Below are 13,118 nucleotides of genomic sequence, written 5' to 3' on the forward strand. Positions count from 1 at the left end.
ATGGAAGAAGATAAATTCAGGAACAGGCTGGCTGGACTGGTACGTTTTCCCGAAGATATGTCCTCCAAAAAGATGGTTCATGCCCTCCAGGTTAAGGCCGACAAGGCTCCCGGAATCCTCATGGAGATATCGGTTCCCCACCTTCCGTCTCAAGTGCATTTTTTCAAAGCCGATGACATTCCCGGAAAAAATGATCTTCCCTATCCCGATGCGACCATCCCTCTTTTGGCTCATAAGGAAGTTCTCTACACAGGGCAGCCCATCGGGATTTTAACAGGCCCCGACCTGGATGAACTCTTTAAGATCCGGAAAAAAATCAGCATTGAAATATCGGCGATTCCCCCCTTCCCCCCCCGGGAAATAAGAGACCGGAACAACAGTCCCGCCACAAAGACAATCCAGAAGGGGAACCCCTCTAAAGGCTTTGCCAAAGCGGAACGCATCATCGAAGGTGAATACACTCTGGCGATCCCGGAAACACCGGTATATCCCCGTCCGGATGTATTTTGCAACAAAGAGGGAGGTACATACGTCCTCCATCTTCATAGCCAGTGGCCCTCCCTATTGCGGAAACTAACGGCCATGGCCGCGGGTATCAGTCGAAAACAGGTAGAAATGCATTTCAATACCAGCGGTAGGACCTGGGATGCACATATCTGGCAGTCCATTCCTCCCGCGGCCATGGCAGTATGCATAACGAGTATTCTCAGACAACCAGTAAAACTTCTGAACGAAGAGGAAAAGGTCTATCATAAGGAGATCCAGTACCGCTACAAGGCCGGTATGGACGCCCATGGAAAACTGACAGCCCTGGAGGCTCGTATTACCCTGGATACGGGAGCCTATGGATGCTTCGCCACGGAAGTGGCCTCCCGAATTTGTCTAGGAGCGGCCGGATTATACCTGTGCCGTCATATGGATATACAGGTCAGGGCCTATCAGAGTAATAATCCCCCCTGGTTGCCCCTTCCCTCTTGGGGATTGGCCCAGGGTGCCTTTGGAATGGAACTGCTGGCGAATAATATGGCTGTTGAATCGGAACAAGATCCGGCTCATTGGCGTCGGCAGAATCTGACCATGAAGGGAAATATCAATACGACCATGGGTGCCATAAAAAAGACGCCCCCCTTGGTTAGCATGATCAAATCTCTAAGCAAAGCATCAGATTACACGAGAAAGCACGCCGCTTATCGTCAGATACGAACCAATAGGAATCATCTGGATATTACTCCTTCGGCCTATGCCGGAATAGGTTTGACCGTCAACCGGCAGGGCTATGAGTTTTTGAGCAGAGAAAGGCTTCTCACGGCGGCATCGGTCACGGCAACCCTGGGCAAGGATGGAAACTTCGAAGTCTTCCTGGGGACAGTGCCTGCGGCTCCCGGAATGTTTGCCCTTTGGAAAAAACTCATATCCAGTCAGCTGAGCATCGATGAGAAACAGATTTTTCTGATAACCGACCGCCCGGATGAACACAGTTTCAATGGTCCCTCCTGTCTGTCACGAAATGCCATCGTCTTTACAAAACTGATAGATCAATGCTGTTCCATCATTCAGAAAAAGCGTTTCAGAGAGGGGCTCCCTATTACAGAAACAAGATCTTACAGGAGGAGAACCGGCGCCGAATGGGATGAAACCAATATGATGGGGACACCCTTTTCTTCTCCTTCCTGGGGGGCTGCCGTGGTCGAAGTGGCTCTTTATACGGCTACAAGGGAAATCTCCATCCCGAGAATATGGTTGTCTCTACATTGTGGAACCATCCTTGATCCCTCTTCTGCCCGTTCTTTCATTGAGGCAGAAGTCCGGTTTGCCCTGACCCAATGTATGGACAAGCAGGCCATCAAGCCGACAATATTCCCGGAACTGCATATATTCTTTGATGAAGATGAAAGTAAAAACCCGGCTCCGGGAGGTCTGGAAGGTTTGGCTCTGGGAACCATCCCCGCGGCCTTTGCACAGGCTCTTTCTCAGGCGGCAGGACAGGGCATTACAGGTTTGCCGGTGAACTCGGCCTCTCTTTTGAAAGGAGGTGTATGATGCTGATAGAGTTTACCCTCAATTCAGAATTGGTAAGCCTGGATGTTCCGGCTTACTACAAACTCTCTGATGTGCTCAGAGATGAGTTCCATCTCAACGGGCTCAGAAATGCCTGCGGTAAAGGGTATTGCGGCCTGTGTACCGTCGCCTTGGATGGCAAACTCGTCTATTCCTGCCTGATACCCGTATTTCAGGTGCGGGGCAGGAGCGTTATGACCATTGAAGGTTATGCACAAACAGAGGAATTTGAAGACGTCTATCAGGGGTTCAAGCAATCGGGGGTCCACCTCTGTGATTACTGTGCCCCCACGAGAACCCTCACAACAGGAATCCTTCTGAGTGAGAACATCAGACCTGATGAAGCGCAGATTCAGGAGATCATTACCACTGTCAATTGCAGCTGTACTCCCTATGAAACCCTGAAAAAAGGAATCCTCATGACATCCCGCCTAAGACAGAGGAGGCTGAAATGAAGGAAAACAGACCCTTTCATATCCATGTTCCTCCCAATATGACAGAGCTGCTGAACCTCTACAACAAGGCTCCCTCATCCCGGCTTATGGCAGGTGCCACTCATTTGATGAACCACACCTTTGATACAGAGTCGGAACATTACAGCATATTATCCATATCCCAGCTTGAAGAACTGAAAAAGATCAGCAGGACCGAACGATATACCGAACTGGGCAGCTGTGTCAGTATAAATACCATGATCGAGTCTTCGGTGATCCTGAGTTCACCCCTTTTGAAAGAAACACTGAAGCACATGGGACCCTACCCTATCCGGAACATGGCGACCATAGGGGGAAACCTCTGTATTCCCGATAGAAGGATGGATCTTTATCCCGTCCTTCTTCTTCTGGATTCCAGGCTGGAGTTGCGTCATATTGTACGAAAGAGAAACGGCAGAGCCTCTTACAAGTCCCGTTGGATTCACATCAATACATTTTTGAATAACGAGGGCAAACTCTCTCTGGGCGCGGGAGAAATACTGACGAGGATCAGGATTCCCTACTACGACGGCTCTTTTCATTTTCACAAAAAAGTGAATATCAAGGACAATGATTTCTTCACCATCAATGCACTGGCATCTCTGGATAAGGGAATCCTCTCGGACATAAGAATGGCTTTCACCAATGGAGGTCTTCTTGTCCTCAGAAGCAGAGACTTGGAAGCCAACCTCATGGGCCGTAGATTCCCCCTCATCCGAAAGGAACTCGATGAGATCATGCAGAACCTGAACCAGTTCTTCAAAGCCCCCGAAAACCCATATGAAGATTACCTGATGAAAAGCCTGTTCCGACAGCTCCTGGAATCTCTGGCCGATCCTTCCGAGGCTCTTCAGAACTTCAGCTGAAAAACCAGAACTATGAAGAGAGAATCCTCTTTTTGCAGGTACACATTTGGTTCCCGAACAACTATAATAAGCAAAGAAACCGAATCTCCTAAGTCAATCTATACGAAATACAAATCAGGAGGAGTTCCTTGGAATTCGTTCATTTACATAATCACTCAGATTATTCCCTCTTAGACGGTGCAGCCAGAATCCCCAAATATGTGGAAATGGCCCAGGAAATGGGCATGAAGCACCTGGGGCTGACCGATCACGGAAACCTCTTTGGGGCCCTGCGCTTCGAACAGGCCTGTCATGCCGGAGGAATCAATCCTGTCGTTGGTTGTGAAGTCTATGTATCCCCTTCTACCCGGCAGGAAAAACAGACCTCGGGGTACAAAAACTTTCATATGGTGCTCTTTTGTAAGAATGAAACGGGATACAGGAACCTGATGATCCTCGTTTCCAAAGGATACACAGAAGGTTTTTACTACAAGCCGAGAATCGATGATGACCTACTCAGACAGCACCATGAAGGTCTCATTGCCTCAACGGCCTGTATGGGTGGAGAAATTCCCCGGTACCTGATTGCGGGAGACTATGAAAAAGCCAGAGATAAAGCCCTTGTATATAATGATATTTTCGGCGAAGGGAATTTTTATCTGGAAGTGATGGATCATGGGATTCCAGAAGAAAAAATTGTCATAGAAGGAATCAAGAAAATTCATGCCGAGACCGGTATTCCCATCATAGCCACCAATGACATCCACTACCTCAAGAAAGAACATGCCCGGGCTCAAGACATCCTCGTCTGTATTGGTACGGGTAAGAAGATGGATGATGAAAAGCGTTTCAAGATGGATAAGACTGAAATGTACTTCAAGACTCCCGAGCAGATGTACGAACTATTCGGAGACATCCCCGGGGCCCTGGAAAACACGGTTCGTCTGGCAGAGAAATGCGATCTTGTGATACCCCAGCCAGGTCCCATCCTACCGGAGTATGTCATCCCAGAAGAGTTTGAAAATGCTCAGGAGTATCTAAAATTCCTCACCTGGGAAGGAATAAAAGAACGATATGATGAAATAACAGATGAGATAAAAGAGAGAGTTGAGTTTGAACTGAAGATTCTCCTAGGTATGAAATTTGAGGGATATTTCCTCATCGTGTGGGACTTTATCCATTGGGCCCGCGTCCATGACATCCCCGTAGGGCCCGGACGCGGTTCCGGAGCCGGTTCCATCGTGGCCTATGCCATGAAGATCACCGACATTGATCCCCTTAAATACGATCTCCTTTTTGAACGTTTCCTGAATCCCGAACGTGTATCCATGCCGGACTTTGATATTGACTTCTGCTTTGAAAGAAGGGGAGAGGTCATTGAATATGTAAACCGGAAATATGGACACGATCAGGTGGGGGGAATTTGTACCTTCGGAACCCTGAAAACAAAGGCGGTGCTGAAAGATGTGGCCCGGGTTCTGGACATTCCCTTTGCCGAATCCAATGCCATTACGAAACTCATCCCCGAAGGGAAGGCTCCCGATGGCCGAAAGATCAATACGGAAGTGGCCTTAGAGATAGAACCGAAGCTCAGGGAATTCTATGACCGGGGGGGTGCCTACAAGGAGCTGTTTGACACCGCTCAGGTATTGGAAGGCATGAACCGCCATATTTCTACTCACGCCTGTGGTAAGGTGATTGGCAATTCTATCCTGACCGACTACGTCCCCCTTTACAAGGATCAGAAAACCGGTGAAATCACCACCGAGTTCACAATGGATATCATAGAACCCTGTGGTCTTGTGAAGATGGACTTTTTAGGGCTGAAGACTCTGACCCTACTCAAAAATGTTGAACGCCTGGTTCAGAAAATTAATCCGGAGTTCAACGTAGATTCCATCCCCGAAGACGATGAAGCAACCTTTAAGATGCTCAGCGACGGAAAATCCACGGCAGTATTTCAGTTTGAATCATCGGGAATGCAGGATATACTCCGCAGAGCCAAACCCAACAATATTGAAGATCTCATTGCTCTGAATGCCCTCTACCGTCCGGGTCCAATGCAGTTTATTCCCCAATACATTGAAGGGAAGAAAAACCCCCGGTCCATCACCTTTCCCGACCCGACACTGGAAGAACTCCTGACCCCTACCTACGGTGTCATTGTCTACCAGGAACAGGTCATGAAGGTTGCCCAGATCATCGGAGGGTTCTCCCTGGGTAAAGCCGATATTCTCCGTCGTGCCATGGGTAAGAAAAAAATCAAAGACATGGAAAAAATGAAGGTTGAGTTTATTGCCGGAGCTAAGGAGATCGGGCATTCTGAAAAACATGCCTCGGGTATTTTCGACATGCTCGAACCCTTTGCCGGATACGGTTTCAATAAATCCCATGCGGCGGCCTACTCTGTGGTCGCCTATAAAACGGCCTATTGTAAAGCCAACCATCCGGCAGAATTCTGGGCAGCCAACCTGACCAATGAGATCAACGACACCAGCAAGATGACAGAGTACATGGAAAGTGCCCGGGATGAAGGGATCGTGATCGAAGCTCCCGACATCAACTTCTCGGATAAATATTTCAGTGTTGTAGACGGAAAGGTTTTCTACGGGTTGATTGGAATCAAGGGTATGGGTTCCGCCGCTGTTGATGTGATCATAAGAGAGAGGGAAGCCAATGGACATTACAAGTCCTTCCTGGATTTCCTCGAGCGTGTTGATCTGCGTTCTGTGAATAAAAAGGTCCTTGAAGTCAGCATTCAATCCGGTTTATTCGACAAGATAGATTTTACCAACAGAGCCACTCTTCTCCACAACATGGAACGCATGATTGACCATGTGAACAGCATCAAGGAACAGTCACAATTTGGCCAGGTCTCTCTCTTTGGCGACAACCAGGATGAAATCACACCTCAGCTTATTCTGGAAGAGGTTCCCGATTGGGACAGCAAGGATATTCTTCAAATAGAAAAAGACAATCTTGGATTCTACTTTTCAGGTCATCCCCTGGACGAATACCGTTCCTATTGGAACAAATGTACCAACTTAAAGCTGGATCAGCCGGGCCGGGCATCTCCTGACAAGGAATACACAATCCTGGGGATGCTCAAGTCTATCAGGACAACCATGACCAAGAGAGGAGCCAAAATGGCTTTTGCTTCTGTAGAAGATTTCAACGGCTCCATTGACCTGGTCCTCTTCTCAAAGCCTTTTGAACAGTATGGCCCCCTCCTCCTTGAAGACCGGGTTCTAGGATTCACAGGACAGGTGGATCTATCCAGGAGTGAGCCGAGCTTCAAGGTCAAAGAGGTGTTTATTCCTGAAGAAATGAGGGAGATTCAGAACAGTGAAATCCATATAGAACTAGACGAACGAGACTTTATGAAAGACGAGCTAGTTGATTTCAGAGCCTTCCTGCAGGATAGAAACGGTCAAAGTTCTGTATTCCTTCATTTAAAGAGGCCTCAGAACAAAGTGGTCGTCAAAGTTTCAGGGCAGATCACCATCGCGGCCAATCCTGCCGTCTTGCAGGAAATCAGCCAATATCCTATTGTATCTAATGTTTGGAAGGAATAAGGTTTTCGGTATATTATTCCTACTGTATTACCGACTAAAGGGAGTTTTTCAATGAGTCCTGTACAAACAGTATTTCAATTTTTATCATCACTCATATCAGTCTATATGCTACTGATAATTTTCCGGGTGCTTCTCACCTGGTTTCAGGGCAGACTCAATGGCAAGGGTGTGGAAATTCTGATGAAGGTCACCGATCCCTACATGAATAGATTCAGAGGAATCAGCTGGCTCCGTTTCGGCTTCCTTGATTTCTCACCCGTTGTGGCCATCGCCGTCCTGGGCCTGGTCTCACAAATCTTCAATTCTCTGGCCGTATCAGGAACTTTGAACCCAATGCTGATTGTGGTCTATATCCTCGGCAGTGTATGGAATTTCTTAGCCTTCTTTATCAATTTTCTGATAATCATGATGATATTCAGGTTGGTAACGATTCTATTTTTTTCCACATGGAATCATCAGATTTTATTTCAAATAGACAACATTCTCTATAAAGTCGTCGCCAGAATCCTCGGAATCTTCACGACAAAAAATGTCAAATTTTCAATGGCTCTGGCCATTTGCGCCGGAATTTTACTCGCCTTGAGAATCTTGATTGGATATGGAATAGCTCTCCTGCTGAGCTATCTGGCAGGACTCTAGAGAGTTCATGTTTTTGGGAGAACTCCTTCAGCCGGTCAATCGTCTGAAGGGGATTGGACCGAACCATCATAAATCTCTGTCTGCCCTGGGAATATTCACAATAGGTCAGCTTCTTTCCCATTTCCCGGTTCGGTATGAGGACCATCAGAGTGATAAAACCATACTCCAGGCCGCCGGGATTGAGGCGGTAAACACTCAAATGACAATTGTAGGCAAAGAAAGTTTCTCCTGGAAGGGCAGACCGACGCTGAAGCTCCTTGTGGAAGATGATTCCGCCAGCGGATCTCTTCTTTGCTACGGTAGAAATTTTCTAGGAGGAAAACTCCTCACAGGAACCCAGATCTATATCTATGGTCAATTTCAGTACCGCTTTGGAGAGTGGCAGTGCGGAGCCTTTGAATTCGAAATAGTCTCTGACTGCCCCGAAAAATACGGCAAGATTCTGCCTCTTTACCCCCTGGGGGGCAGCCTCAATCAAAACGTACTGCGAAAGGCTATACAGCAGGGAATAAGAGAGTACACTCCTGGTTTAAAAGAGGAACTCCCAGAGATTCTAAAGGCACAGTATGGATGGCCAGACAGGCTAAGCGCTCTGAAAAACATCCACAATCCGGGATCTCCACAGGAAGCAGAACAAGCCAGAGACTATTTTATATATGAAGAACTATTTCATCTTCAAACAGCCGTAGGCCGCAATGCGGTCAAACAAAGGCAGATCAATAGAACTGATAAAATAAGACTCCCCCGGAAGCTGGAAAAAAAATTGAAAAGCACCCTCCCCTTTTCACTGACATCAGATCAGGAAAAAGTACTGGATGAAATAGTATCCGACCTAGAGGGAAACAGGGGAATGAACCGCCTGATACAGGGAGATGTCGGATCGGGAAAAACCCTCGTTGCCTTCCTGGCCGCTCTGAATGTCATAGAGGGAGGCAGACAGGCTGCTTTGATGGCGCCCACAGAACTATTGGCCCGTCAGCATGCGGATAATGCATCCCGCCTTCTTACCCCCCTGGGCATTACCATTGCCTACCTTTCGGGGAATACACAAGGAGAAGGCAGACGCCATTTGCTGACACAGCTGAAAGAAGGGAATATTCAATTTGTAGTAGGGACCCATGCTCTGTTCTCTGAAGATGTGCAATACAGGGAACTGGGGCTGGCCGTCATCGATGAACAGCACCGTTTTGGCGTGGCCCAAAGGCAAATGCTGGCAAAGAAAGGACACTGCGTCGATCTGCTCTATATGACGGCCACCCCCATTCCGCGGACACTGGCTATGACGGCCTTCGGTGATCTGGATGTGTCCACCATCAAGACAATGCCCCCTGGACGGAAAACCATAGAAACCCACCTCACCCGGGAAGGGAATGAAGAAAAAGTGTACACCTTTGTTCTGAATGAACTGAACAAGGGCCGGCAGGCCTATTTTGTCTACCCTCTCATCGAAAAGTCAGAAAAACTGGACCTCAAAGATGCAGAAAATATGTTTGAACAACTTCAAAAGACTTTCCCGGACCACGCTCTGGCTCTGATTCATTCCCGGATTCCCGATGAGGAAAAAAAAGAAAGAATGGAGCGTTTTTCTAAAGGGAATGTGGACCTGCTGGTGGCCACCTCTGTTGTGGAAGTGGGAGTGGATGTCCCCAATGCGACCATCATGGTGATTGAGCATGCAGAACGGTTCGGATTGAGCGCCCTGCATCAGCTCAGGGGACGGGTGGGAAGAAGTGAGAAACAATCCTATGCCTTTTTGATCTACAGCAATAATCTCACAGAAGAGGGAAAGCAGAGACTGCGGGTCATGATGGAAAACAGCGATGGCTTTGTCATTGCCGAAGAGGACCTCAAACTCAGAGGACCCGGCGAAATTGCAGGAGTCAGGCAGTCGGGGTATATGAAATTCCGCATTGCCGATATGATCAGAGACAGCGATGTACTTCTCAAAGCCCGACAGGATGTGATGAGCATTTTAGAGAAAGACCCGGACTTGAAAAGCCCTGAATTTTCGCTCCTCCGGGAATTGTGGGAGTCGGCACCCCCTTTCAGTGAAACATTAATCAGAACCGGATAACCCTTCGGCTCAAATAGGAAAAGATGCCCGGGTTGTTTCCCGGAGAATTGAGGAGACCAATATATGAGAGTAACAGGCGGCCAATACAACGGCAGAACCATAAAATGTCCCAAAGGAATCATTCGTCCCGCCATGGACAGGATGAGGGAATCAATGTTTTCCATTCTGGGTTCAATGGACGGCCTCAGTTTTCTGGACATATTCTCAGGGTCTGGATCTGTGGGAATAGAAGCCGCGTCCAGAGGGGCATATCCTGTACACCTGGTGGAAAAAGACCATATTAAAAAGAAGACCATTGAAGAGAATATCAGCTGGGTGGATTCTGAAATTCGTCTTTTTCTGATGCCAGCGGAAAAATACCTGCGCCGCTTTACAAATGAATACGATTTTGTCCATCTGGACCCTCCCTTTCCTTTCAAACAAAAACTGGAAGTATTGGAGCTCGCCGAATCCTCGGGTGTTGTTAAAATCGGCGGTACCCTGACCCTGCACTATCCTGGAGAAGAGAGCTTTCCAGACAAATTGGGTAGTTTCCGCCGCTATGACCTCCGGGAATACGGCAGGTCTAAACTTATTTTTTATACCAGAGATTGAGTTTTCCTTTTAAGACCATATTTTTCTAAGAAACCGGCCTTTTTTCTACGATATAGGAGTATGAGCCCTATTTGTAGAAAGACCCTCTTTGCAACAATTCTAAGCCTTCTTCTCACTTACCCGGGAACAATGACTCTAAGAGCATCAGAATATCTCAGCCATCAGGTTCAGCCGGGAGAAAGCCTTTTTGCCCTGGCTTTGAAATACGAATGTACTGTGGATGAATTGAAAAATCTAAACAGACTGAATAGAGATATCCTTTATAGCGGAGAAGAACTCAGGATTCCTCAGAAACACCCGGACTCCCACAGGGTACAATCAGGAGAAACCCTTTCCGGGATTGCTCAGAAATACGGGATTCCCCAAGAAAAACTGATCTCCCTGAATCGCTTGAAGGACACAAATTTAATCATAGGACAAGATTTAGACCTGATCAGGCCCCCCATGGTGGGAGAGCAATGGACGGTAAAAAAAGGGGACAGCCTCAGCTGGATATCCCTGAAATTCGATATATCCCTTGAAAGGCTGATGCAGATAAATGCCATGACATCTCCCGATCTATTCGAAGGACAGATCCTTCAACTAAGCGCAAACCGGCCTCAAATCATCACCCTCCAAAAAGGAGACTCCCTCTGGAAGCTGGCAAAGCTCTACAGTCTGGAGTTAGATGACCTGATGCGGTGGAACCAGCTGGATTCTGACCGGGTTTTTGAGGGGATGAAGCTTCAACTATACCCTGTCGTACTGGACCTGGATGAAGAGGAGCCAAGCAGAACTCCTGCAGAAGTGATACCGGAACTCCCGTCACCAGAAGTTCTCATGGCCCATGTGGACCACACACCATCTCTCTACTACTCCAGTCCTACCGACAGAAGGACTCAACCCGATAGGAACTACTCCGAAACAGACCTGGATGATCCCATGGACAATTACAAAAAGGCTTCGGCCCTGATGGAAGATTTTGATAAGGCAGCCAGGAGCCTTCCTCCCCTCAGCCACAGCCTCCAGGGCATCACAGTCATCTTGGATCCCGGCCATGGGGGGCTTGATCCAGGAGCGATCGTCGCCAACAGTGATGGGAATGGCAACACAGTGTATGTTGTAGAGGATGAATACTGTTACGATATCAGCCTCAGGGTATACCGAGACCTGATTCGCCATGGAGCGGATGTTGTACTGACAGTGATCAGTCCCAATCAGGTCATAAGAAAAACTGAAGATGCATCCCTTACTTTTGTAAACGAGAAAAACGAAGTATACAACAATAGATCTGTGAACAGATCTGACACGGCCTGGCCTGTGGGAAATGCCTGGGGGCTGGACCAGAGAAAGCTGATAGCCGGAGCAGCCCTGGAAGAGAGCCCCGGAAACTCTTCGGTGTTTATCAGCATCCATGCAGACAATAATCCTGGAGACGGCAAAGGCAGCCGGATTCTCTATCATCCCTCGGAAAAAGACCAATCCTCGGAACGCCTGGCCCAGCATCTTAGAGACCATATGGGATCTGGTTCCCTCAGCCGATCCCAGGAAGTCAGGGTTCTGAACGAAAATCCCGCGGAAGCGGCTGTGTTGGTAGAAGTCAGAAATCTGGCCTATAAGAGCAATGCCTGGGCCATCAGGAATGAGGAACTGCGGCAGGATGACGCAGACAGGATTGTCCGGGGAATAATCAGTTACTTTAAATAGGACTGGAATTTAACTTGCGGGGTATTTTTTACCCTGTTTTATATATTATACTGCGCCTATACCTTACTGGAGAGTATTAATGAAAAATAATCTGCTGCGACTTCCTCAGGGAACTGAATCTCTTTATCTGGAAGAAACATTCCGCCACAGAAAGATTCTTCGCCATATGGAAGACCTGACCGAGCGCTGGGGATATATGCCTGTACAGACCCCTGTTTTCGATTTTTATGACAACTACCGCACACTTCTGGACAGCAAACTGGACGATCAGACATACAAGCTCATAGACAGGGAAGGTGATCTTCTCATGCTTCGTTCAGATATAACCCTCTTTTTAGCAAGACAGATGGGTATGATTTTAACAGAGGAGGAACTTCCGGTCAGAGTCTATTATTCTGACTCGATCCTCCGCTATCAGGATCATGAAGATATCAGCAGCCATGAGTTTTTTCAAACTGGTTGTGAGCTCATAGGAAAACCTGGTTTGGAAGGAGACCTCGAGATACTCTTCCTCCTGGCAGAACTTCTGGAAAATTTTAAACTCCCAACGAGTCGTATCCATGTAGGATCAACACTCGTTTTTCAGACAATTGCCGGAGCATTGAACGAAGAAGACAGCCGGCTGCTGGCTCAGTATCTCCAAACCAGAGAAGAGAGTGAAATCAGAAAAACACTGGGCAGAGCCTACAAAAAAGAGGATGCTTCCGCCTTGACGGCCCTCTTACTTTTTATTGGAACCGGAGAGGATTTTGCACTCCAAAAAGTTCAGTGGGACACTCTTCTGGACGGAACCCTGAAAGAGTCTCTGGATCATCTTAAAGCCATAAGCGACAGCTGGTCGGCCGTTGAAGGTTTTGATGAGATGTTCAACATTGACCTTTCTGAAACTGGAAACCAGGCTTACTATTCGGGGATTGTCTTCAATGCCTATACAGAAGGTTGCGGTACTTCAGTAGCCTCAGGCGGTCGATATGACGGATTGATGGATCATTTTGGATATAGAGGGGACAAACCTGCCTCATCCATCGGGTTTTCAATGTTTCTGAGAAAACTCGAAACCCTGAGTACCATGAAAATACCCGAATCCATGGTCTCAAAAAAAATGGACGAAAACATGAGTGCCCTAGAGAAACTGACAGAAACTAGAAAATAATTACAGGGATATCAGAATTGC

General features: G+C 47.6%; 9 protein-coding genes. All 9 read left to right on the forward strand.

What is annotated here, in order from left to right:
• Nucleotides 1–2,040, forward strand: coding sequence for a xanthine dehydrogenase family protein molybdopterin-binding subunit (locus EXM22_RS08140; RefSeq protein WP_149486034.1), 2,040 nt, complete (start codon nucleotides 1–3; stop codon nucleotides 2,038–2,040).
• Nucleotides 2,037–2,513 (forward strand): (2Fe-2S)-binding protein, encoded by a 477-nt coding sequence (locus EXM22_RS08145; protein ID WP_149486035.1) that lies wholly within the window; start codon nucleotides 2,037–2,039, stop codon nucleotides 2,511–2,513. The genes EXM22_RS08140 and EXM22_RS08145 overlap by 4 nt, the downstream gene beginning before the upstream one ends.
• Complete coding sequence (locus tag EXM22_RS08150; protein WP_149486036.1) at nucleotides 2,510–3,397, forward strand: FAD binding domain-containing protein; 888 nt, start codon at nucleotides 2,510–2,512, stop codon at nucleotides 3,395–3,397. The genes EXM22_RS08145 and EXM22_RS08150 overlap by 4 nt, the downstream gene beginning before the upstream one ends.
• Before the next feature lie 128 nt (nucleotides 3,398–3,525).
• Complete coding sequence (dnaE, locus tag EXM22_RS08155; RefSeq protein WP_246157092.1) at nucleotides 3,526–6,951, forward strand: DNA polymerase III subunit alpha; 3,426 nt, start codon at nucleotides 3,526–3,528, stop codon at nucleotides 6,949–6,951.
• A gap of 51 nt (nucleotides 6,952–7,002) precedes the next feature.
• Complete coding sequence (locus tag EXM22_RS08160) at nucleotides 7,003–7,590, forward strand: YggT family protein (protein ID WP_149486038.1); 588 nt, start codon at nucleotides 7,003–7,005, stop codon at nucleotides 7,588–7,590.
• A 7-nt stretch (nucleotides 7,591–7,597) separates the two neighbouring features.
• The gene (gene recG, locus EXM22_RS08165; RefSeq protein ID WP_149486039.1) at nucleotides 7,598–9,664 is read left to right on the forward strand and encodes an ATP-dependent DNA helicase RecG; all 2,067 of its coding nucleotides are present in this window, start codon (nucleotides 7,598–7,600) and stop codon (nucleotides 9,662–9,664) included.
• 63 nt (nucleotides 9,665–9,727) lie between these two features.
• Nucleotides 9,728–10,258 carry a 16S rRNA (guanine(966)-N(2))-methyltransferase RsmD gene (gene rsmD, locus EXM22_RS08170; protein ID WP_149486040.1) on the forward strand — a complete coding sequence of 177 codons (531 nt, stop codon included), beginning with the start codon at nucleotides 9,728–9,730 and terminating at the stop codon, nucleotides 10,256–10,258.
• A 60-nt stretch (nucleotides 10,259–10,318) separates the two neighbouring features.
• Nucleotides 10,319–11,944: a LysM peptidoglycan-binding domain-containing protein gene (locus EXM22_RS08175; RefSeq protein WP_149486041.1), complete on the forward strand. Its 1,626-nt coding sequence runs from the start codon at nucleotides 10,319–10,321 to the stop codon at nucleotides 11,942–11,944.
• 79 nt (nucleotides 11,945–12,023) lie between these two features.
• Nucleotides 12,024–13,097 (forward strand): ATP phosphoribosyltransferase regulatory subunit, encoded by a 1,074-nt coding sequence (locus tag EXM22_RS08180; RefSeq protein ID WP_149486042.1) that lies wholly within the window; start codon nucleotides 12,024–12,026, stop codon nucleotides 13,095–13,097.
• Nucleotides 13,098–13,118 lie beyond the last annotated feature (21 nt).

Origin of the sequence: Oceanispirochaeta crateris, assembly GCF_008329965.1 — a bacterium.
GTDB classification, from domain to species: Bacteria; Spirochaetota; Spirochaetia; order DSM-2461; family DSM-2461; genus Oceanispirochaeta; species Oceanispirochaeta crateris.

Excerpts from the sequence above, each read along its gene's own strand:
- EXM22_RS08175 (WP_149486041.1), top strand. The coding sequence starts at position 10,319 with ATGAGCCCTATTTGTAGAAAGACCCTCTTTGCAACAATTCTAAGCCTT.
- EXM22_RS08160 (WP_149486038.1), top strand. The coding sequence starts at position 7,003 with ATGAGTCCTGTACAAACAGTATTTCAATTTTTATCATCACTCATATCA.
- EXM22_RS08150 (WP_149486036.1), top strand. The coding sequence starts at position 2,510 with ATGAAGGAAAACAGACCCTTTCATATCCATGTTCCTCCCAATATGACA.
- rsmD (WP_149486040.1), top strand. The coding sequence starts at position 9,728 with ATGAGAGTAACAGGCGGCCAATACAACGGCAGAACCATAAAATGTCCC.
- EXM22_RS08140 (WP_149486034.1), top strand. The coding sequence starts at position 1 with ATGGAAGAAGATAAATTCAGGAACAGGCTGGCTGGACTGGTACGTTTT.
- EXM22_RS08180 (WP_149486042.1), top strand. The coding sequence starts at position 12,024 with ATGAAAAATAATCTGCTGCGACTTCCTCAGGGAACTGAATCTCTTTAT.
- recG (WP_149486039.1), top strand. The coding sequence starts at position 7,598 with ATGTTTTTGGGAGAACTCCTTCAGCCGGTCAATCGTCTGAAGGGGATT.
- EXM22_RS08145 (WP_149486035.1), top strand. The coding sequence starts at position 2,037 with ATGATGCTGATAGAGTTTACCCTCAATTCAGAATTGGTAAGCCTGGAT.